The 22,551-nt window shown below is 56.6% G+C and carries 17 protein-coding genes and 2 pseudogenes; 8 read left to right on the top strand and 11 right to left on the bottom strand.

Features of this window, described 5'->3' with window-relative positions:
* The 3 genes from paoC to IEI95_RS06600 all read left to right on the top strand — a co-directional run bounded on the left by paoC (position 1) and on the right by IEI95_RS06600 (position 5,232).
* Positions 1 to 2,199: an aldehyde oxidoreductase molybdenum-binding subunit PaoC gene (gene paoC, locus IEI95_RS06610; RefSeq protein WP_156531964.1), complete on the top strand. Its 2,199-nt coding sequence runs from the start codon at positions 1 to 3 to the stop codon at positions 2,197 to 2,199.
* Between the two features lie 338 nt (positions 2,200 to 2,537).
* A complete protein-coding gene (locus IEI95_RS06605) occupies positions 2,538 to 4,232 on the top strand; it encodes a hybrid sensor histidine kinase/response regulator (protein ID WP_234890929.1) in 1,695 nt (564 codons plus the stop codon).
* 100 nt (positions 4,233 to 4,332) lie between these two features.
* Entirely contained in the window at positions 4,333 to 5,232 is a 900-nt protein-coding gene (locus IEI95_RS06600) for a LysR family transcriptional regulator (protein ID WP_156531965.1), read from the top strand.
* A 55-nt stretch (positions 5,233 to 5,287) separates the two neighbouring features.
* On the opposite strand, the gene IEI95_RS06595 is transcribed toward IEI95_RS06600, so the two are convergent.
* The 3 genes and pseudogenes from IEI95_RS06595 to IEI95_RS06585 all read right to left on the bottom strand — a co-directional run.
* Positions 5,288 to 5,974 (bottom strand): gamma-glutamylcyclotransferase, encoded by a 687-nt coding sequence (locus IEI95_RS06595; protein ID WP_156538044.1) that lies wholly within the window; start codon positions 5,972 to 5,974, stop codon positions 5,288 to 5,290.
* Between the two features lie 134 nt (positions 5,975 to 6,108).
* Positions 6,109 to 6,945: an alpha/beta fold hydrolase gene (locus IEI95_RS06590; RefSeq protein WP_420360296.1), complete on the bottom strand. Its 837-nt coding sequence runs from the start codon at positions 6,943 to 6,945 to the stop codon at positions 6,109 to 6,111.
* 407 nt (positions 6,946 to 7,352) lie between these two features.
* Positions 7,353 to 7,949, bottom strand: a pseudogene (locus IEI95_RS06585) (SDR family NAD(P)-dependent oxidoreductase); the annotation flags it as partial.
* Here IEI95_RS06585 and IEI95_RS06580 point away from each other — a divergent pair.
* Both IEI95_RS06580 and greA read left to right on the top strand, forming a co-directional pair.
* Positions 7,941 to 8,150 (top strand): annotated as a pseudogene (locus tag IEI95_RS06580) (LysR family transcriptional regulator); the annotation flags it as partial. The pseudogenes IEI95_RS06585 and IEI95_RS06580 sit on opposite strands and share 9 nt — an antisense overlap.
* A gap of 256 nt (positions 8,151 to 8,406) precedes the next feature.
* Positions 8,407 to 8,892, top strand: coding sequence for a transcription elongation factor GreA (greA, locus tag IEI95_RS06575; protein ID WP_156531968.1), 486 nt, complete (start codon positions 8,407 to 8,409; stop codon positions 8,890 to 8,892).
* Positions 8,893 to 9,038: 146 nt separating this feature from the next.
* Here the strand turns inward: greA and IEI95_RS06570 are convergent, their stop codons facing one another.
* From IEI95_RS06570 to IEI95_RS06545, 6 genes are all read right to left on the bottom strand, one after another.
* Entirely contained in the window at positions 9,039 to 10,400 is a 1,362-nt protein-coding gene (locus IEI95_RS06570) for an alpha-glucosidase/alpha-galactosidase (protein WP_156531969.1), read from the bottom strand.
* 25 nt (positions 10,401 to 10,425) lie between these two features.
* Entirely contained in the window at positions 10,426 to 12,093 is a 1,668-nt protein-coding gene (locus IEI95_RS06565) for an ABC transporter ATP-binding protein (protein ID WP_156531970.1), read from the bottom strand.
* Between the two features lie 12 nt (positions 12,094 to 12,105).
* The gene (locus IEI95_RS06560; protein ID WP_156531971.1) at positions 12,106 to 13,224 is read right to left on the bottom strand and encodes an ABC transporter permease; all 1,119 of its coding nucleotides are present in this window, start codon (positions 13,222 to 13,224) and stop codon (positions 12,106 to 12,108) included.
* On the bottom strand, positions 13,221 to 14,234 hold the full coding sequence (locus tag IEI95_RS06555) for an ABC transporter permease (protein WP_156531972.1): 1,014 nt from the start codon (positions 14,232 to 14,234) through the stop codon (positions 13,221 to 13,223). Before IEI95_RS06555 ends, IEI95_RS06560 begins: the two co-directional genes overlap by 4 nt.
* Before the next feature lie 73 nt (positions 14,235 to 14,307).
* Entirely contained in the window at positions 14,308 to 16,395 is a 2,088-nt protein-coding gene (locus IEI95_RS06550) for an ABC transporter substrate-binding protein (protein ID WP_194416168.1), read from the bottom strand.
* 114 nt (positions 16,396 to 16,509) lie between these two features.
* Positions 16,510 to 17,982, bottom strand: a complete 1,473-nt coding sequence (locus tag IEI95_RS06545) for an alpha-glucosidase/alpha-galactosidase (protein WP_156531974.1) — start codon at positions 17,980 to 17,982, stop codon at positions 16,510 to 16,512.
* Between the two features lie 190 nt (positions 17,983 to 18,172).
* On the opposite strand from IEI95_RS06545, the gene IEI95_RS06540 reads away from it, so the two are divergent.
* Positions 18,173 to 19,117 carry an AraC family transcriptional regulator gene (locus IEI95_RS06540; protein ID WP_156531975.1) on the top strand — a complete coding sequence of 315 codons (945 nt, stop codon included), beginning with the start codon at positions 18,173 to 18,175 and terminating at the stop codon, positions 19,115 to 19,117.
* 105 nt (positions 19,118 to 19,222) lie between these two features.
* On the opposite strand, the gene IEI95_RS06535 is transcribed toward IEI95_RS06540, so the two are convergent.
* Positions 19,223 to 19,618 carry a hypothetical protein gene (locus IEI95_RS06535; RefSeq protein ID WP_156531976.1) on the bottom strand — a complete coding sequence of 132 codons (396 nt, stop codon included), beginning with the start codon at positions 19,616 to 19,618 and terminating at the stop codon, positions 19,223 to 19,225.
* 69 nt (positions 19,619 to 19,687) lie between these two features.
* Positions 19,688 to 20,185, bottom strand: a complete 498-nt coding sequence (locus IEI95_RS06530; protein ID WP_156531977.1) for a hypothetical protein — start codon at positions 20,183 to 20,185, stop codon at positions 19,688 to 19,690.
* Positions 20,186 to 20,430: 245 nt separating this feature from the next.
* On the opposite strand from IEI95_RS06530, the gene IEI95_RS06525 reads away from it, so the two are divergent.
* Both IEI95_RS06525 and IEI95_RS06520 read left to right on the top strand, forming a co-directional pair.
* Complete coding sequence (locus IEI95_RS06525; RefSeq protein ID WP_156531978.1) at positions 20,431 to 21,099, top strand: response regulator transcription factor; 669 nt, start codon at positions 20,431 to 20,433, stop codon at positions 21,097 to 21,099.
* Complete coding sequence (locus IEI95_RS06520) at positions 21,096 to 22,466, top strand: sensor histidine kinase (protein ID WP_156537909.1); 1,371 nt, start codon at positions 21,096 to 21,098, stop codon at positions 22,464 to 22,466. The genes IEI95_RS06525 and IEI95_RS06520 overlap by 4 nt, the downstream gene beginning before the upstream one ends.
* Positions 22,467 to 22,551 lie beyond the last annotated feature (85 nt).

Raw genomic sequence — 22,551 nt, 5'->3', positions numbered from 1 at the left:
ATGAAGTTCGATACACCTGCAACAACCAATCCAATCGACCGCCTCAAGGTCGTCGGTCAGCCGATTCACCGCATCGATGGTCAATTGAAGACAACCGGCCGGGCGATGTATGCCTATGAGTGGCGTGATCCGAACACGCGTTATGCCTATGGCTACCCGGTTGGGGCAGCGATTGCCAAAGGCCGGATCAAAGCCATGGATGTGACAGCAGCCAGGAAAGCTGATGGCGTGATTTCTGTGGTGACAACTCTGGATGTCGGTAAGCGCGAGAAGGGCAAGTTCAATACTGCAAACCTGTTCGGTGGCGATGAAGTTCAGCATTATCATCAGGCAATCGCCGTCGTGGTCGCGGAGACTTTCGAGCAGGCGCGGGCTGCTGCGGCCCTGGTCAAAGTGGACTATGATGAGGAGAAAGGGACATTTGATCTCAGTGCGGCGCGAGAGACGGCGAAAAAGCCGGATGAGTCCCAAAAGCCCGACACGGCAGTCGGCGATTTTGAAACAGCCTTCCGATCCGCTCCAGTCACCATCGAGCAATCCTATACGACGCCTGACCAATCTCATGCGATGATGGAACCGCATGCTTCGATCGCCGCTTGGGATGGTGACGAGGTGACCGTGTGGACATCCAGCCAGATGATCGATTGGTGGCGCTCCGATCTTGCTACTACCCTCGGCGTTGACAAGGAGAAGATCCACTTGATGTCGCCGTTTATCGGCGGCGGATTCGGCGGCAAGCTGTTTCTCCGGGCTGATGCCGTTTTGGCCGCCTTCGCGGCAAGGGCGGCGAAACGCCCTGTGAAAGTCGCCTTGCCGCGTCCATTGGTGATCAACAACACCACCCACCGTCCGGCAACGATCCAGCGCATTCGCATCGGCGCTGAGCGGGATGGAAAGATCACCGCCATCGCGCATGAGAGCTGGTCAGGCGATCTTGCCGGAGGTGGTCCTGAGGTGGCGGTCAATCAAACGCGGCTTCTTTATGCCGGTGCAAACCGGATGACGGCCATGCGTCTTGCGACCCTCGATCTTCCAGAGGGCAACGCCATGCGCGCTCCGGGCGAGGCGCCCGGCCTGATGGCGCTGGAAATTGCCATGGATGAAATGGCCGAAAAGGTTGGCATGGACCCGATCGCGTTTCGCATCGCCAATGACACCCAGGTCGACCCGGAAAATCCCGAGCGCCCATTCTCGCATCGGGACCTGATCGGCTGTCTGAAGCGCGGTGCCGATCGCTTTGGTTGGGATAATCGACCGAAGGCCGGATCTCGCAGGCAGGGCAATTGGTTGATCGGCATGGGCGTCGCCGCCGCGTTCCGCGACAACATGGTCCTTCCATCAGGCGCCCGGGTCAAACTCGATAACCAGGGCGTTGTTACAGTCGAGACCGACATGACCGATATCGGAACCGGCAGTTACACGATCATCGCCCAGACCGCCGCAGAAATGATGGGCGTTGGCATCAATAAGGTTGCCGTGCATCTCGGAGACTCTCGTTTCCCGATTTCGGCGGGTTCCGGTGGCCAGTTCGGAGCCAATTCGGCGACATCGGGCGTCTATGCGGCTTGCGTCAAGCTTCGTGAGGCGATCACCCAAAAACTTGGGTTCAATTCCGATGATATTGTCTTTGAGGATGGGGTCGTCAAAGCTGGAAACCGGTCGGTCCTGCTTGCCGAGGCCGCTGGCCCGGATGGGCTCGTCGGCGAAGATACGATGGAGTGGGGCGATCTCACCAAGACCCATCAGCAATCCACCTTCGGTGCGCATTTCGTCGAGGTGGGCGTCGATGTCGCCACTGGCGAAACACGCATCCGGCGCATGTTGGCGGTGTGTGCGGCTGGTCGTATCCTCAATCCGATTACAGCGCGCAGTCAGGTGATCGGTGCAATGACCATGGGTGCCGGAGGCGCCCTGTCGGAAGAACTGGTGGTCGATGCAAAGCGGGGCTTTTTCGTCAATCACGACCTTGCCGGATATGAGGTTCCGGTTCATGCTGACATTCCGCATCAGGAGGTTATCTTCATGGACGAAACCGATCCGATGTCCTCGCCGATGAAGGCAAAGGGTATCGGTGAACTCGGGCTCTGTGGTGTCTCCGCGGCAATCGCCAATGCCATCTACAATGCGACGGGCGTTCGGGTGCGGCACTATCCGATTACCCTCGATAAGCTGCTCGGTGGCTTGCCTGACATTGCCTGATGTCGAGTTGGGCTTGTCCGACATTGTTTGTGAGCGTTTTGGTTTGTGAGCGTTTTGGCGCTGGTGTTTGGCTTGGCGAGGGTCTCACGACAGGCATGATTGTCGCTCCGTGTCAGTCTGGATTTTCGCCTGCTGAATAGCTTGCTCACCGCAGCTTGTTATGAGAAGCGCCATTGAAAAATGGCTCTTCTCATCCCCTTTACTTTAAAGCATGACAGACTCGTGCGCAGCATTTGGGGCAACTCTTGTTCCGATCCACAGTCCATATGTGCTAGTAGCCAGATGATCGTTTCCGTGCGAACCGGGGTAAGGCCTTGTCGATGAACGGGTAACGGGACATGATCGACTTTCGCAACGTGATGAAGACTGCCTTTCGTATCAAGGCGCCGGTGCGTAGTGGTCGTGCGGATGAAGAGTTTGACACGGAGAAGGCGCAAGCGCTGGTTCGTATCATTATTGTCACCGGGACAATCAGTTACATTCTGCCAGCGATATTAATGGGAGCGACACCGGTCGAGGCATGGAACGTCGTGCCTCTTCTCAGCTATTATTTTCTGTTTTCTCTTGCGGCATACTGGTGGATAGCACGTTGGCCCGGCGAAAACAGAGTGCGCCGCGCCATTACCATTACCCATGACCTTGGTGCTCTGACCTTTACCATTGCCGTTGGAGGTCAAACGTTTCTGCCGCTGTTTGCAATCATGTTGTGGGTGACAGTCGGCAACGGTCTGCGCTTTGGACCAGCATATCTCAAAATTTCAACGGCAGCCACGCTCGCCGGGATTGCCATTATCACCTACTTCAATGCCTATTGGCGCGAAAATCCCTTCATGGTCCTGACATTGGTGGCCACGACCGTCCTCGTACCCGCCTATATCTATGCTTTGCTTGGACGATTGCGCAAAGCCTATGAAATTGCCCAGGAGGCCAGCTTGTCGAAATCGCGGTTCCTGGCGCAAGCGAGCCATGACCTTCGGCAACCGATCCACGCCATCAGTTTGTTCACTGCTTGTCTGCGCGATGCCAACCTGCAGCCGAAAGAACTGCAAATGGTTGAAAATATCGACCGATCGCTCCAGAGCGTATCGCGCCTGTTCAAGTCGCTGCTGGATATTTCGACCCTGGATAGCGGTAGGGTCACTCCGAAATATGAGAGGATCGCGATTGCCGAAGTGATCGATGACGTGTTGCGCCAGAACCGGGAAGCGGCGCAGCAGAGCGGCATTACATTGCGGACGGTCAGTTGCAGCGCAGTTGTGGAGATAGACAGGGCTCTTTTGACCACCATGGTGCAAAACATCGTCAACAACGCCATCAAATATGCGGCGGGACGCGATGTCGTCATTGGCTGCCGGCATCGTGGTGGCCGGCTGGCCGTCCAGATCTGCGATCAAGGACCCGGCATTCCCCGGGACCATCAATCCAGGGTATTTGAGGAATTCTATCAGGTGCGTGAGCGGGGCGACAAGGACATTGATGGGGTCGGCCTTGGTCTTCCGATCGTGCGGCGTCTCGGTCGCCTGCTCGACATTGATGTGGATTTGAAGTCGGATCCAGGCAAGGGAACCAGCGTCACGCTCGGCAATTTGCGTATCACGCATAAACAAGAATGGTCGCAATCGCCCTTGGCGGCGGGACACTATCCGGCGGCCATCAATGGGCTGCGCATATTGCTGGTGGAAGACGACGAGGCCGTATTGATTGCCACGGCAAGCCTGTTGCGAAAATGGGGATGCCACGTCCAGGCCGAAGCGACAATACCCAGGCATGTGGGGGATTTTGACCTGTTGATCACCGATTTTGATCTCGGCGGTGGCGTCACCGGCACGGAATGCATCCAGATCGTCCAGGACCTGATCGGCCGGCAGATGCCCGCAGTGGTGATGAGTGGCCATGACGAGGGGCGGGTCAGAGAGGACCTGGGATCGGCTGATATTCCAATCCTGTCAAAGCCCGTGCGACCGGCAGAGCTTCGTTCGGTCGTCATGGTCGCGGCGCTGGAGACACGCAGGATGAGAGAGACGAATTCGTAGCCGGTTCGGTCACACCGGAGTCTTCGTGGCGAGTGGATTGATTGATGTGCAGAATTACAATATTTATTCGGAATAAGATGTCTATTTTGAAATAATCGAGATGAATGACTATAAAGCGCTGAAAGTGTTTCTGCTGGCTGCCGAGAAGCGGAATTTTGCGCAGGTCGCCCGCGAACTCGACATGACACCAGCCGCCGTGAGCCGGGCAATCGCCGCCTTGGAGCGGGATCTTGGTGTCCAGCTCTTCGTTCGAACGACCCGTCAGGTTGCCCTGACGACAGATGGCGCCATTTTTGCCGCTCAGATCCAGCCAGCGGTGGCCGCCTTGGATAGTGCGCGGCGCGATATCAGGAACGCAAACAAGAGTGATGAGGGACGGCTGCGGATCAGCGTTCCAACCTGGTTCGGCAAGGCCATGCTGCCGCCGATCCTGTCTGGCTTCAGGACGCTCTATCCAAAAATGAGCTTTGAGATTTCCTTGTCGGATGGCCTGGTGAACATTGTTGACGACGATTATGACCTTGCGATCCGCATCTCCTCGCAGCCATCGGATAAGTTCACCATCTGGCGCAAGATCCATATCGTGCCGCGTATTCTTGTTGCAGCACCGGCAAGTAAATTCGTCGATATGCGGCATCCTGGCGAACTGACACCCGACGATTGCCTTGCCTATAGCGGCGAGAGCCGGCGGGAAAACTGGGTCCTTTCGGACGGCGGATCAAGCATGACGATTTCAGCCGGAGGGGCGTTCAGCGCCAACAGTGGAGAAGTTCTGGCTGATATGGCGGCAGATGGCGCCGGGGTGGCGATGCTGCCAGGATTTCATGTTTCGGAACATTTGAAAACAGGGCGCCTGGTTCACGTCTTTCGAGGGTGGTCGCCGCCCGATCTATGGCTGACACTTTATTATCCGCCCTATCAGGCTCTACCGCCTCGGATCGCGTCTTTCTCGAAATTTTTCGAGGAGCAGGTGGCCGCTCAAATGGTTACGCTCAATTGAGGGATCCCCTGTCGAAGATCTGCGGGTGTATCTCCTGCTTTATCTGTGACAAGCTTTACTGTGCCATGGCACTGTACCGCGCGGTTATTTCCGCAGCGACCAGCGATTGCAAACGCCAGAGATTGCGGTCACGGATCCCTTCGGCCTGAAGGTCGACTATGGTCTTGTGGAGATACTCGGCGCATGAGCCACCCTGGCCGCAGGCGCTGGCTATCAAGGACGCTGACTGCTCGTCCGGCAAGGGTTTGGTTAGTCCAAGCCGGCTGGTGCTTGCCCAGAATGTCAGGGCGCGTTGAACACCGTTTGCCGTCTTCACGTAAACCCAACGGACCATGCTCCTCACCTCCCGATACTTGATCTCCCGAGCGACGAGGGCGCGCAGATCCCGGCGGCATCGTTCAGCCGAAAGCTCGAAGACAATGCCATCGCACTGTCCGCCGCGCTCCAGGGCCAGCATCAATCCGGGCTGTGTGCTGGTGGCGCGCCAGCGCTCGATTTTGAGGGAAAACGACCTGTGCCATCCGTAAGCGGTGGCGCGTTGGCGACTGGCTGGTTCGAATTCGGGATTCCAGATCAGCGAGCCGTAAGCAAAAACCAGCAGAGGATCGCCGCCTGCCTCACTTTCAATCCTGTCGACGAGTTCATCAAGTTCAGCTTCCGTAAGGGGTGTCCAGCTAGGCTCCGGGCCGTCATCGCGGACGCCTCTGATCGTCAGGGCAACAAGCTCGGGCGTTAACTGCATCATCGTATCAATCCGCGTTCCGACGAGGGATGAGAGTTTGCCTTGGGAAACGTGGAACCCGGTTTTCCCGAAAGACAATCGACAACAAGAGAAGCGAGGCCGCGGCGGCTTTTCACCGCGGCCATGCCTTTGGATCAGGACTTCACGAAAGCCAGCAGGTCGGCGTTGAGCACGTCGGCATTGACGGTCAGCATACCGTGCGAGAAGCCAGGATAGGTCTTGAGCGTACCGTTCTTCAGCAGCTTGATAGCTTTCAGTGCTGCATCGGCGATGGGCACGATCTGGTCGTCCTCGCCATGCAGGACGAGAGTTGGGACGGTTATCGTCTTCAGATCCTCGGTCTGGTCGGTTTCAGAGAAAGCCTTGATGCCGTCGTAATGCGCCTTGGCGCTGCCCATCATACCCTGCCGCCACCAATTCTGGATCACGCCCTCCTGGACTTTGGCGCCGTCGCGGTTGAAGCCATAGAATGGACCGGCGGGAACGTCGCGGAAGAACTGCGCGCGGTTGGCAGCCAGTGCTGAGCGGAAACCGTCGAAAACTTCCATCGGCAGGCCTTCGGGATTGGCGTCAGTCTTCAGCATCAGCGGCGGGACGGCAGACACCAGAACCGCCTTGGCGACGCGACCGGCTGGCTGGCCATGCTTGGCCACATACCGGGCGACTTCTCCTCCGCCGGTGGAGTGACCGATATGGACGGCGTTCTTGAGGTCGAGGGCTTCAACGACCGCGAAGGCATCAGCTGCATAATGGTCCATGTCATGACCATCGGAAACCTGCGCCGAGCGGCCGTGGCCGCGCCGGTCATGGGCAATCACGCGGTAACCGTTGGCGAGGAAGAACAGCATCTGTGCGTCCCAGTCATCCGATGACAGCGGCCAGCCATGATGAAAAACAATCGGCTGGGCATCCTTCGAGCCCCAATCCTTGTAGAAGATTTCAACGCCGTCCTTGGTGGTGATAGTACCCATGGTCTTGTTTCCTTCGGTTGAGGTGTTGGTGGACGCAGCGAGCTTGGCTGCAAAGCTGAATGATGCGGTGAGCGCGGTCGCGGCGACGGCCGATCCGGAAAGCAGGACGCCACGACGTGTCCGGGAAAGAAGAGTGGTGTCGGTCATGTTCGCGTCCTGCGATCTTGTTTCTGTATCGTCAGACCCCTTTGTTCGTCTGATGAGGGCATATTGCCGCCAAACACCCTTGCCAACAATTGCATTATTAATTGAGATTTAATTGCGATTATTGAAATAATGCGAAGGGTCGGGCGACAACCGCGTCGCGATGATTAACGCGAACGCGGCGACTTTTCCGGTTGTGCATACTCGCCTACCGTTGGGATTAATGCCCAATGAGATTGGCAAGCTGCGAATTTTCCATCGTATTACACGATCGTCGGGGTGATGCCGCCATCGACGCGCAGGGCAGCGCCATTCGTTGCAGCGGACAATGGGCTTGCCACATAGGCAACGAGATTGGCAATTTCCTCTGGCTCGATCATTCGCTGGATCAACAACCTCGGACGCTCCTTGGCGAAATATTCGCTTTCCATCGCGTCGGCTGACAGGTTTGGATCGCTCGCGACGCTGCGCATGAAATCCTCAATTCCGGCAGAGCGTGTGGTCCCCGGCATGACGGTATTGACAGTGACACGCGTGCCCTTGGTGGTTGCAGCAAGGCCGCGCGAGATGGTGAGCTGCGCCGTCTTTGTCATGCCGTAATGGATCATGTTGGGCGGAACCAGCACGCCACTTTCGCTGGAGATGAAGATTATTCTTCCCCAATTTCGCGCCAGCATGTCCGGCAGGTAATGCCGCGAGAGCCTGACACCGCTCAGCACATTGATCTCGAAAAACCGGCGCCAATCGTCATCGCTGAAATCCTTGGATTCGTAGATGCCGAGATTGTTGATGAGAATGTCGATCTTCGGGACTGCCGCAGTCAGCACGTTTGCCCCTGCTTCGGTCGCCGGATCGGCGAGATTCAGGTTTTCACGAGGGCGGTGGAAGCGGGTAGTTTTTCCGAGGCGGCATGCCTGCTGCAGATGACGCCGTCAACGGTCAGCAAACTCCTCAATCGGATCGAACAGCGATTGGGCGTCCGATTGCTGGAGCGGTCGACACGCCGATTGTCACTGACCGATGAGGGGCTGATCTATTACGAACGGAGTCTGGCCCTGCTTGCTCGGTGGACGCCGTCTGGCGCATCGCGTTCGTGTCTTTCTCGATTTCATGGCACCGCGCCTTCAAGGTTTCCTGCAACAGCGATAGTTTTCTGCTGTGGGCGCTACGAGCACACCGTGTCTCATGCTACACTATCCCGCACGATGATAGCCGTTCGCTCAAAGCGCCGGTGTCCGTGGCGTTCGCATTGGTTGTCAATGCCTTGAAGGGCGACATTAAACTGTAGGCGTCGAAAAGTCTGAATAGAGATCGAATATGAGTGTTGCATTTACCAAGGAAGACAGTGCGGAAACGGCAGCTGAAACACTACTGCCCGAGCGCCCGATTTCGCCACATCCGAATCTTGTGACGGAATCGGGATTAAAAGCTCTGGAACGGCAACGTTTGCAAGCACGTGAGGCCTATGATGCCGCGCGGGCAATTGACGACGTCAATGAACGGCGTCGGCAGATGGCCGGCCCTTTTCGGGATTTGAACTACCTTGAAGAGAGGCTTCACACGGCTCAGGTCATGCCCGATCCGATCACCGCTGATAGCGTCTCTTTTGGGACGACCGTGACGTTCACCCGTGATGATGGACGCGTCCAAACCTATCGTATCGTCGGCGAAGACGAAGCAGATCCGAAGGCAGGATCGATCTCCTACGTCTCCCCGGTGGCAAGGGCGCTTATCGGCAAGGCTGTCGGTGATGTCGTCAGTCTTGGTGATCAAGAGCTTGAGATCACGGCTGTTTTGCCGTGACCTTTCGCGGATGCAAAACGATGTGTTATTGTTTACCCCGTATCCGCACCGATGAGACAGAATTGAACGATCGCACCAGCGAAAAGTGGACACTGGTTTTCCCTCGAGTCTGTCAGGTTCAATCTGAACCTGACAGGTTGTCGTCATTACGCCACCCCTCCGATGCGGGCCCATTGCGGAATCCACTGATCGTGAGCCTTCAACAGGTCCGTCGTCAATGACCAGATCTGGTCGAGGTCGAGTTCGGCTGCTGTATGCGGGTCCATCATCGCGGCGTGATAGAGGTGTTCGGGGTTTTCGTTGATCAAGGCAGCCACCGTCAGTTCCTGCACGTTGATGTTGGTGCGCATCAGGGCTGTGAGCTGCGGTGGCAGGGCGCCGATGGTGGTGGGCTGAATGCCGTTGTCATCGACAAGGCAGGGCACTTCCACGGCGCAATTGTCCGGTAGCGAGGTGATGCAGCCATTGTTGCGCAGGTTGCCGTAAATCACCGAGGGCTCACCCGTCCAGACCGAATTGATGATCGACGAGGCATATTCCTTCGATGGCTTGACCTCGATCTTGTCTGCGGAACGATAGGCGGCGGCCTGATCTTTCCATCGAGCAACCTGTTCAATGCAGCGCTTGGGATATTCATCCAGCGGAATGCCGAATTTCTCAATCAGATCCTCACGGCCTTCCTTGATGAAATAGGGCGTGTATTCGGCAAAATGCTCCGAGCTCTCAGTTACGAAATAGCCCAGACGGGTCAGCATTTCATAGCGCACCTTGTTGGGGCAGCGCGGGTTCCATGTTGGCTTGGGTGCACGCCCTTCCCGATAGCCTCGCAGCAGATCGGGATAGAGATCACGATAGGAGCCATCCGGCTGGCGATGCTCAAAATTGAGGTAGAACGCCATGTGGTTGATGCCAGCAGAGCGGTAGCGGATTTCCTCATAGGGAATGGACAGATCCTCTGCCAGTTCCATGGCCGTGCCCTGCACCGAATGGCATAGGCCAACCTGTTTGATAGCCGGATATTTCTCGGCAATCGCCCAGGTGTTGATGGCCATCGGGTTGACATATTGCAGCATGATCGCTTGCGGGCAGACCTGCATCATATCCTCGCAAATGCTCCACAGATGCGGCACGGTGCGCAAACCGCGCATGATGCCGCCAACGCCCAATGTGTCGGCAATGGTCTGGCGCAGGCCGTATTTCTTTGGCACCTCGAAATCGGTGACGGTGCAAGGCTCATAACCGCCGATCTGAAAGGCGACGACCACGAAGTTGGCTCCCTCCAGCGCTTGACGCTGATCGGCAAAGGTCTCCACCGTGGCGGATGCGCCAAAGGTGGAAATCAGCTTCCTGGCAACAACTTCGCTTTCTTCCAGACGCTGCGGATTGATATCCATCAGTGCGATCCGCGCACCTGATAGTGCCGGACGTTGCAGAACGTCACCGATGATATTCTTCATGAACACGGTGGAACCGGCACCAATGAAGGTGATTTTGGGCTGTTTTGTCATGATAGGGGTCTCGCTGTCTTAGGGATTATGTGGCGACGTTGAAAGCAGCTCTGACGAGCCGCTGGGTGTAGGCGGTTTGGGGATGGCTGAGAATGTCCTCAACAGGTCCTTGCTCGACGATCTGCCCGTGCTGCATCACCGCAACCCGGTGGCAAAGCGCGCGAACAACCTTGAGATCATGGGAAATAAAGAGATAGCTCAGGCCCTTTTCGTCCTGCAACTTGCGCAACAGGTCGATGATCTGGGCTTGAACGGATAAATCGAGCGCCGATGTCGGCTCATCCAGCAGAATGAATTCCGGCTCGAGTGCGACCGCTCGGGCGATGGCAATCCGCTGGCGTTGGCCGCCGGAAAATTCATGCGGAAACCGTGACAGGATGTTGCCGGGCATGCCGGCGCTGATCAGCGCCTCGCGCACGCGGTCCAGCCGATCACTGCGGCTTGTGCCGATATTGTTGACGACGAGCCCTTCCTCAATGATCTGGCCCACCGACATGCGGGGGTTGAGCGAGGAAAACGGGTCTTGAAACACCACCTGCATACGCGAGCGCAAGGGCCGCATCTGTTCGCGGCTGTTGTTCTCTATGGCTTGGCCGTCAAACAGGATCTTGCCGCTATCAACACTCATCAGTTTGACGAGGGCTTGGCCAAAGGTGGTTTTGCCGGAACCACTCTCGCCCACTAGACCCAATGTTTCATGGCGGTGCAGGGTGATGGAAAGGCTGTTGACGGCCACCAGTTCTTTCAACTGCGGTTTGAAGAAGCCACCATGTTTGAGCATGAAAGACACGCGCACATCGCGGCCTTCCAGAATGGTGGCGGAGTCAATCGGCATGGGATTGGCCATGCCCTTGGGTTCCGATGCCAGCAGATGGCGGGTGTAGGGATGCTGCGGATGTTCAAACAGCGCCGTTGTGGTGTTATGCTCCTTCACCTCGCCGTTTTGCATCACATAGACATAGTCTGAAAACTGCCGAACAACGGTGAGATCGTGGGTGATCAGGATCACCGCCATGCCAAGCTTTTTTTGTAAATCGCGGATCAGGTTGAGAATCTGTGCCTGCACGGTGACATCCAGCGCCGTGGTTGGCTCATCGGCAATCAGCACATCCGGGTTGTTGGCCAGCGCCATGGCAATCATGATGCGCTGACGCTGACCGCCGGACAATTGATGCGGATATTGGTTGAGACGGGCCTCCGGCTCCGGGATTTGCACCTGCCGTAACAGCTCCAGTGCGCGCGCCATGGCTTGCTTGCCGCTCATTTTATGGTGCACGCGGATGGCTTCCGCGATCTGTGTGCCGATGGTGTAGACTGGATTGAGCGAGCTCATCGGCTCTTGAAAAATCATCGATATCCGATTGCCACGCAGCGCCCGGCGCTGACGATCCGAGAATTTCAGGATGTTTTGCCCATCGTAGGCAATGCTAGAACGAGCCGACAAGGTGGCGCGCTTGGTCAACAGCCCCATGATGCTGCGGGCTGTGACCGACTTTCCAGAACCGGATTCGCCAACAACGGCGATGGTTTCGCCTCTGTAGAGCTGGAAAGAGACATTCTTGACTGCCTCGACTGTGCCGCCTTCCACCTTGAAGGAGACGGCCAGTTGGCGGGCATCGATAATCGGCGTGCCGAGAAGGCTGGTGTGATCGTGCCTCTGATCAGGCGCCAATGCATTGGTGGTGTTTGGCATGACTTGGCCTCCTCAATAAGGGTCAACGGCGTCGCGCAACCCATCGCCCAGCGCATTGAACGCAAAGACGGTGATCAGCACGAAAGCCACGGGAGACAGGATCCACGGATAGGATCCAATGACGGAATAGGTCGAGGTATCCTGCAACATCAGGCCCCAGGAAATCAGCGGCGGCTTGACCGCAAAGCCCAGAAAACCAAGGAAGGATTCCAGCAGAACTACGCTTGGAATGGCCAGTGTGACGGACACGATGACATGGCTCATCACATTGGGAAAAATATGCTGAAGGATGATGCGCCGATCCGTGGCCCCAATGGCCATGGCAGCCCGCACATAATCAATGCGCGCCAGCGCCAGTGTTTTGCCGCGCACTTCGCGCGACATCTGCGCCCAACCCAGCGCCGACATGACAACGATGACAAAGCCCAGAAACACATTGGTGGGAGCTGTGACCGGGATCAGCGAAGTCAGCGCCAGATAGAGGGGCAATTGCGGGAAGGCCAGAACCAGCTCCACAAAGCGCTGCATCCATGTATCGAATTGGCCACCATAATAGCCGGAGACCATGCCGACCGTTGTACCCACCAGGGTGACAATAAACACCACCGTCAAGGCAATCATCAACGACACGCGGGAGCCGTAAAAGATACGTGACAGCACATCGCGGCCAAATTTATCGGTGCCAAGAAAATTCACCGGTGTGCCATCCGTTGCGCCGAAGAAATGCCGATCTGTGGGCAAAAGGCCGAACAGATTGTAGCTGAAACCCTTGACGAAAAAGCCAAGGTTGACGGGATTATCATAGTCTGGCCCAGAAATGGGCTGGAAGGTAATAGGGTCAAGCGCCGTGCTTTCTCCCAGTGGATAGGTGCGGGGCAATACGAGATTGCCTTCTTGGTCGGTGATGCTGATGGTCTGCGGTGGCGCAAAGGCTGTGCCGGTCAGCTTCGGATCAACGGGAGCGAAAAACTCGGCAAACACCACCATCAGCATCAGCAGGCAGACCAGCACAAGGCCCATCATTCCGGTCCAGGAGCGCCGCAGGCGTCGCCAGACCAGCGCCAGATAGGTTTCGTTGCTGTGTGTGTTGGCGGGAGAGGACATGGCTATGGTTTGAACATCGGCTTTCATGCGTGCGCCCCTCCGCCCAATCGAACTCGAGGATCAAGAAGCGCCAGCAGCATGTCGGCAATGATATTACCAACAATCAGCGTGGCGGAGAGGACCAGCATGAAGGTTGCGGTGACATAGACATCGCCGACCCACATGGAGCCAACAATGGCCGGGCCAACGGTTGGCAGGGCAAAAATAATCGCCGTTTCAATCTCGCCGGTCAGCATATAGGGCAGCACGACGCCCTGATACATGATCAGCGGATGCAGCGCATTTGGCACCGCATGGCGCAAGATCACCTGTCGCTCGCTGAGGCCCTTGGCGCGGGCTGTTTCGACATATTGCGCGTTCAGCGTATCCAGCAGATTGCCGCGCATGACCCGCATATTATAAGCCAGCCCGCCAAAGGTGGCGATGGCAATCACCGGCCATACATGCTGCAAGAGGTCGAGGAATTTGGCAAAGGACCATGGCGCTCCACCATATTTGGCAGAGTTGAAGCTGTTGATTTCCGTAGCATTGAAATGGAACACCATGATGTAGACGATGATCAGCGCCATCAAAAAACGTGGCACGGTCATGCCGAGAAACGAGATGCCGGACAGCAGACTATCCACCCAGGTATATTGCCGGGTTGCCGCCAGAATGCCGAAGGTGATGCCAATGACGGAGGCAAGGATATGGCAAACCAGCGCCAGCGCCAATGTCCGGGGCAGCCGCTCGCCCACCACTTCCGACACAGGTTTGTTGTAGAACAGGCTATGGCCAAAATCGCCCCGGGTGACGATGCCGGTAATCCAGTTGATGTATTGGATGGGGATCGGTTTATCCAACCCATTGGCAATTTTATAGGCCTGCGCCTGCGCATCGGCGGCTTCAAACGATGCGCCGCCTTGATTGATCATCTGGGAACGGATGTAGTCGCTGTAATCCCCCGGAGGGGCCTTGATGATGGCAAAGGTCACAACGCTGAGAACAAACAGCACAGGAATGGCAGAGGCTATGCGCACAAGCAGAAATCTAAACATGGGAATGTGCTCTCTTGTGTTTCAGGGAGTTGCCTTCAGCCTGCGCAAAAGTCACAGGCTGAAGCGCTGCTGATCAGTTGAGAGGTTTGTTTTCGCCCGGCTTGCCGGGAAGCTGGTTTTTGAACAGTTCGAAATCACCCTGCTTGTCTGCGGCGACAAACATGCGTTCGCGGATGATGGTGTCTTCCGCCCAGTTGAACATGAAGATCGGAGCGCCGACCGGAACGTTGGAGAACCGCTTGTTGATGATCAGCGCACCGGGATATTCCGTCAGTCCAATGGTATCGACATTTTCAGTGGCGATTTTCTGATATTGTTTCATTAAATCCCGTCGCTCGACATTGTCCTGAGACGCAATGAACCTGTTGACGATGGCAACTAGCTGCTTCTCATAGGGCATCAGATCAACCGTGCCGTCCTTCCCCGCGCGGTGATGCCCGCTGGTGCGTGGCCCGGTCGGTGCCAATTGCGCGGTGTTTTGCACCACGGATGTCATGTCGGGATCATTGCGGCGGATCATCCAATCGAACCGGCCGCCAAAATTGGCCTGATCGCGTTTGACACCATCCAGTGAGTTCAGCACCACTTTCAGGCCGAGCTTTTCCATCTGGCCAATCACGCCTTCGGCAAGATTGCGATCGGTTCCATAGTCTGAAGTGGACAGCAGAACGATCTGCACATCCTGACCACCCGCCACGCCCGCCGGGAAATTGACGAAGCCGTCGCCATCGGTATCCTTCAGCCCGGCCTTGGCCAGAAGTGCCTTGGCACCGGCCAGATCGAAGGGATAATAGATCGTTGACTGGCGATCATAAAAGCTCGTTCCTGACGACAATCCGCCCGGATAAATGGCGGTGAACGGTCCCTTGACCAGCGATTCCCCGATCTTCTTACGATCCAGTGCCATGGTAATGGCTTTGCGGAAATCGGGATTGCGGTTCAGCTCGCGCACGGCCTGGCCACGCGCATCGGGATCACCCCAGCCATTGGCCGAATAGTTGAGCCGCAGATTATAGCCAATCAGACGCGCGCCAAAGGCAAGGCGGGAAGGGGCAGATGGCTGCGCTGCCCGCTTCAGGCTTTCGACAAAATTCTCCGGCTGCTCAAGATTGGAGAGGTCGCCGGAGCCGGCAATCGCCTGCACATCGCGGTCGGCCCATGTGGAGAGCTTGTAGTGGATCTCATTGATATAGGGCAGTTGATGCCCCTGCTCATCCACCTTCCAGTAATAGGGATTGCGGCGCAGCACGATCATATCATCAGAACGATAGGACACGGGCACCCAGGCACCCATCACCGGAATGTTCATATATTCAGGCGGAAAGCCGTTCTTATACTGATCATAGGTGAAGTCCTTGGCATATTTCGGGTGCTTTGTTTTGAGGATATGGGCTGGACCGGGGCAGAATGTTCCGTAAGCCATGGCGAACATATATTGTCGCGGAAACGCCTCCTTGAAGGTCCATTCGACGGTATAATCATCAATGGCCTTCAGTGTCGTGCCTTCACCAAAGGTTTCGGGCGTTGCGCCGTTCAAGGGTGTGACATTTCTGTCCAGCACATTGTCATTCCAGTAGAACATCACATCATCAGAGGTAAACGGTGCCCCATCCGACCATTTTGCGCCCTCAATCAGATGCATGGTCAGCTTGTGTCCATCCGCAGACCAATCCCAGCTCTTGGCGAGATTAGGCAAAGGTTCGACATCATCGGCCTTCACCTGAAACAGCGGGGCTGTACGCGTCAGGCATTCGGACATGGCAATATCGATACCGCCCCAGCCTTGGGTCTGGCCCGCCGAATAGTTCCAGCCCTCGGGCCTGCCACCAATCACGTGGCGCAAGGTATCGCCATAGACGCCGATGCCGTCGGGCATATTGCCGGTTTTGAACACCAGAGGCTCTTTCGGCAGCCGCTCCTTCACCGGCGGCAGTTTGCCGGTTTTGACGAATTTCTCCGTCACCCAATCCGGCTCGCTGTAATTCGGCAAGGCCTTGAACTCCTCAATGGAGTCACGCGGCACATAGGTGATCTTGCCTTGCCCCGGAAAGGGCGGAGCCTCGGGCACCACAGTCGGCTCGGACGCAAAGGCTGCAACAGCAAAAACCGACACGCCGAGCAACAGGGCAGCGGACTTTCCGGTATGGATGACGTTTTTCATGATGGTTGTTCCCTCCTCACTTCTTGTAGCTGTGCCGCAAAATGCGCGGCGCTCCCTTGCGGGTCATGGCATCCAGTCCCTCCTCAGAAACCGGATGTCATGTTTTTGTCTGGATCAGCTTGCGGCCTTCAGCTTTGTCGCTTGTTTTTCGGCCCGCAATTCATCAATGGAGCGCACATCGCGTCGGGCAACGCCCTTCCAGTCGCGTGTCTTGACGGTGGCGCGGCTCAGGCGCTCCTTGGCCTGCGGAATGGCATGGGCATATTGCGGCAGCCATTCGGCCTGGGCCACCACCATTTCATCCACCATCTGCCAGACTTCTTCCGGCGTGCAGATCGCCCCCACCAGCGGATCATGCAGCACCGCGAGTTTCAGAAGATCGATATCCCCCGAAATAGCCGCATGCACTGACATCCGCTGGACATTGATGGAGGAAATGCAGGTGGCTGCACAGGCTTCCGGCAGGGTGATACCCGCCACCATGTTGATGCCGAAGCGATCAACAAATCCGGGTGATTCAATAATCGCATCCGAGGGAAGATTGGTGATAATGCCATTGTTCTTCACGTTGAAATGGCCGCGATAAACTCGACCGGTTTCCAGCGCTTCGAGAATATGGCTGGCATGTTCATTGGAGCGTTTGGCCGGATCAAGCGGCTTGCCCGCACTTTCCAGAAACTGCGGAAACTCGGTTTCAAACCAGTTGCGGGTCTCTGTCGAATAGCGCAGATAGCCGCCGGTTTCGCCATGAATCCAGTCGGACATGTCAATCCAGCGGGTAATCTCTTCCGGCCGCTTGCGATACCATGGCAAATATTCCGACAAATGGCCGTTGCTCTCGGTCGAATACACCCCGAAGCGTTTCAAAACATCGATACGCAGTTTTTCCTGCTGCGAAAATACGGGATGGGCCTCAAAGGCGTCGATCAGCTCCTGCTTGCCAATCTTGCGGCCCTTGACGCGCACATCGACAAACCAAGTCTGGTGATTAATACCAGAGCAAATATAGTCCAGCTCGCCCGGGCCTGCGCCCAAAATCTCGGCTATCTGCTCTGCGCCATGCTGCACACCGTGGCAAAGGCCGATCGTATCGACCTTGCCATATTCAATCGCCGCCCAGGTATTCATCGCCATGGGGTTGGCATAGTTGAGGAATTTTGCGCCCGGCTCGGCCAGTTCGCGGATATCCTTGCAGAAATCCAGAATGACCGGAATATTGCGCTGGCCATAGAGAATACCGCCGGCGCAAATCGTATCCCCCACGCATTGATCAACACCATATTTCAGCGGAATGCTGATATCATCGGCATAGGCCCCAAGACCGCCGACGCGCACGCAGCTGATAATATAGCGCGCCCCGGCAATGGCGTCGCGGCGATCCGTAGACGCCGTGACCTTGGCAGGAAGCCTGTTTGCCTCGACAATCCGGTCCAGAATTGTCTTGATCATATCAAGATTATGCTGGCTGATATCCGTGAGCGCAAATTCCACATTGTGAAACTCCGGCACGCTCAAAAGGTCGGTGAAAAGCTTCTTGGTAAAGCCGACGCTGCCAGCCCCGATGATGGCGATCTTGAAGCTGCTCATACAATGCTCCTCCACATATGTTAGACCGTTTTGTCTGGAGAGGGTAAAATTGATTCGCACAGGCGAAATGAAGCGCCCCGTCGATGCCGGTCGCATTCCCCACGAATATTGCTACGATCAATGTATATTTTCCTCTTGGGCGGCATTATCTGTAAAATCGTTCAGACCGCCAGAGAGGTATTATGCTTTCATGGGTAATTCTGTGCTAAAGACGATGATTGACGCTGGGCCGATCATGCGCACCGTTTCGCTGCCTCGGGGCCGCCATAGCCTGCATACCATGCCGACAAGCACAGGCTATGAAGTGCGCAGCGATGCCACCTATGACTGGGATGGCAGGAAGCGCGGGCAAACACCGTTTACCGTTCTTCAATACACGATCTCGGGTGCTGGAAACCTGCGCTATGAAAACAGCACCTATCGGGTCCTGCCGGGCCAGACATTGCTGGTCCTGGTGCCGCATAATCATCGATATTGGCTGGAGCCAGGGGGGCGCTGGGAGTTCTTCTGGATTTCGATGAATGGCGAGGAAGCGCTGCGAATCCATAACGCGATCCTCGCCGCCATGGGACCTATTCTCAATCTGAACCAGCAGACCGTCGAGCATCTTGCCGATTGCAGCCAACGCCTCATTGCCGGGGGCGCGGAGACGCCGGGACGGGCCTCTGCAATCGCCTATGAGGCCGCCATGGCGCTTTATGACGATGTGTTTGGCTCACATCCGACCTTGAGCGCGGAATATCGCACAATGCAGCATGTCATCGATCATATTTCGGCCAATCTGGATCAGTCTCTTTCCGTTGAGCAACTGGCGGCAGTGTCTGGTCTCAGCCGAGCCCATTTCTCACGGGTCTTTGCTGCGAGCGAAGGCATGCCGCCAGCGGAATTCGTGCTGCACAAACGTCTGAAAAGAGCGGTCAAGTTGCTGACAAAGGGCTCGCATCTTTCCGTAAAGGAGATATCGACGATGTGCGGCTTCGAAGAGCCGAACTATTTCTCCAAGGTCTTCAGGCGTCATTTCGGAGCCAGTCCGACTGAATTCAGAACGACCGGAATGTACTCAAGTATATTGCAGGGGGGCGTTGAGGCCGAGACAAAACCGGCTCGATTTCATAGGCCCGACGTGAACGAGTGATGAGGTGCAGGCGTTTTACACCATTGCCGTCGGGGCTTGTGGCTGTCCGCTTTGGGTGATGCTGTCGCACGGTTGCCATCCGTGCGACAGCGAGGGTTATAATGCTTAGGGATGCGCAGGAGTATTTAACCGATCAATAACCTGAAGCAGGATATCGGCGCAGGCCTTCATCGGCTCATCGTCAGCGCATTTGATGTCAATTCTGGTGTCGCCATCCTCAACCCGGAAATGGGCCGCCTTGGAAGGCGCCGGTGGTGGTGGTGGGCGATGGCCACGCGGACCCATCGGGCCTTCTGGGCCACGCGGCGGCGGTCCGGCACGCTCTTCCGGTCCGCCGGGCATGCCTGGCGGCGGCGGTGGTGGGGTTCCGACATCGGCATCGGGGGCCATGCCGCCCGCAACGGGTGGTGCTGGCGGCTGTGGCGGTGCTGGCGGCTGCTGGGCAAATGCGGTTCCGGCCAGTGCAGCAAGAGCGACGGCGGAAAGAATGTAACGTTTCATAGGTTTTTCCTTTGGTGGGGATGGAAAGCGCATCACTTAACGTGGCAGCCTGCTTTTGGTTCAGGTTGCTCAAGGAGCAGGTTTATTGGCGAAGTCACCGAACGGTCTATGCGGCGGCGGACCTGGCGGACCAAGAGCCGCTGTCTTCCCGCTGCTATCGATAAGGTAGCTCGCATGCACGACGCCATCGTCAAACCGACCCTGGATGGTCACGACGTCATCCTTCTTGACAAGGCCTCCACCGTCTCCAGCCGGTCCGGTTTCGACCAGAGTCTTGCCGCTGTCGTCCTGCAGGATGAACTTGTTGCCGTAAATCTCGCTGACTTTTCCCTTGATGGTGACCAGACTTGATGCCGGCATCATTGAAATCGCAACAGGAGACATTGGAGCCATTTCGGGAGCGGGGCGCACCAGCTTCATGGCACCGGCACCCCCAACCGCGCCGATGGCGAGCGCCACGGCGATTGCGGGAAGAGCCATCCAGTATCGTTTTCGTCGCTCGTGCGGAGGAGCAGGCCTGCCGGCCTTTTCCGGATGCTCGTCGCTAGGATGTTCGACCGTCATCATTCATTCTCCTTGGTGATTGACCAGAGCATTTCCGACTGCAAAACCGCTGCATGCTGTGTTGGAAATGGTCTAGGGTCTGTCATGTTCGTTTGTCTTTTCAGGAAAACCGGTTTCCATTTCCCCTGACAAACTCCAGGGATATCTACACTTCCTCTGCCGTTACCCCGCTGAACCTTCTGGTTCAGATTCAGTTCAGCCATTTTCGATAAGTCTGGCTCTTCTCCTACAAATGAAAGTTAGTTCTCATGCGCGTACTGCTCGTCGAAGACGATGAAGACCTGAGTGGCCGGATCGCCACTGCGCTCAGGTCGGAGAACTTCGTGGTCGACATCGCCCGCAATGGCGAGGACGCGCTCCATGCCGGACTGACCGAGTTGTTCGACATTGCCGTGCTTGATCTCGGGTTACCGAAGATCGATGGCGTCACGGTTCTAAAGGGGTGGCGCGAAAGCGAACGCAATCTCCCCGTCCTTGTCCTGACGGCGCGTGACGGCTGGCCGGACAAGGTGTCGAGCTTCAAGGCTGGCGCGGACGACTTCCTTTCAAAGCCGTTCAAAATTGAAGAGCTGGTGCTGAGGCTGCGGGCCCTGGTGCGCCGGGCAACCGGCCATGCTTCTTCACGCATTCAATGTGGCGCACTGATGTTTGACGCCCAGCTTGGCACATTTGAGCTGAATGGACTTCCAGTCAAACTGACTGCGCTGGAATGGCGGGTCCTGTCATGCCTCATGCTCAGGAAGGAGATGGTTGTTGATCGGCGCGAGCTGAATGAGCGGGTTTACGACGGAGACGCTGAGGTGGATTCCAACTCCATCGAAGTCATCATCGCAAGGCTGCGCAAAAAGCTTGGTTCTGACATTATCGAGACCGTCCGCGGTCGGGGCTATATGCTGACAGCGCCGGTGCAATCATGACGTTTCCTACGCTCAACCGCCCCAAATCAATTGCCGGACGACTGCTGATTTTCTCCGGCGTCTTCGTCACTCTGGCCCTCGTGGTGGCGTCTGTCGTTCTGTGGCTGGCGCTCAAAACCGTCATCCGCGAGCAGATCGATCAGCGCCTTGACACGCAGATCAGCGCGCTGGCCAGTGCGGTGGTGCGGGATGAAGGCGGTAGGCTCACGCTTTCCACACCGCTGGACGCGCCGCCGTTCGATCGCCCCGGATCAGGCTGGTATTGGCAGATCGAGAGCATGGGGCAGCAGCTCACCTCACGTTCGCTGTTGGGTGGAACCATAGACACTCCACCACTAAGCCAAGATTTCTTCCAGATGATCACCGCCACGCCGACCCCTGGAGAGGGGCATGACCATGGACAAAAGCTCTATTTGCGTCAGAGCACCCGTGATGTCGGTGGCGCCATCATGACGATTACAGTGTCCGCGCCTCAAGCAGCGCTCGCCGATCCCGCTGTTCGCGCTTTGCTTTGGCTGGCACCCAGTATGCTGCTGTTGGGCGCTGTGCTGATGATCGGCACGCTCTGGCAGATCCGCTTTGGCCTTCGCCCCCTCACATCGATGGCAGCCGACATCGACGCCATCAACCGTGGAGAAAGGTCTCGGCTTCCCGATATACCCATCATCGAACTCGCGCCACTGGCATCAAAGACCAATGCGTTGATTGAGGCCAATGACGAGAGACTGGCCGCAACACGCATTCAATTTGCCAATCTGGCGCACGGATTGAAGACACCCGTCGCCAGCCTGCTGCTGGCGCTTGATAGCGGCAACGATCAGGACGGTTCGCTGCGCGACCTCGTCGCTAAAATAGACAACAGGATCAAGCACCATCTCAGTGCCGCCCGTCGGGTGATGGCATCGGCGGCTAAGGTTGCGCGCACCAATGTGGCTCAGTCAATTGCCGACGTCTATGGCGCGATCAGCCTGATCCATGCGGATCGTGGGATTAGCTTTCAAACGGAAGTGGCGGATGGATTGTGTGTCGCCTGCGACGACAAGGATGTCGAGGAGATGTTTGGCAACCTGATCGACAATGCCTTTAAATGGGCATCGGAGCGTGTTTCAGTCGTTGCTGAGCGGGATGGACCTATGGTGAGGATCAGCGTCGAAGACGATGGTCCCGGCATCCCGTTGGAGCGTCTCCATACAGTTCTACTGCCCGGTGTTCGGGAAGACGAACGGGTTCCTGGCGATGGTTTTGGTCTGACGATTGTAACGGAAATGGCTGGTCTCTATGGGGGATCGTTTGAACTAGAGCGGCTTGCCCCGACTGGCTTGCGTGCGGTGCTTGCACTTCCAGCCGCCAAAGGTTCCGTCCAATAACCTGATGAAGTGCTGCTTATCTTGATTGGTCAACCAATCGTGACGGCTGACGCATTTTCTGTAAAGCACCCTTGTCCAAATTCCT

The organism is Agrobacterium vitis (genome assembly GCF_014926405.1).
In the GTDB taxonomy this organism is placed as follows: Bacteria; Pseudomonadota; Alphaproteobacteria; order Rhizobiales; family Rhizobiaceae; genus Allorhizobium; species Allorhizobium vitis_H.
Note: the sequence above shows the minus strand (reverse complement) of the source record. Positions and strands in the feature narration are given on the sequence as shown.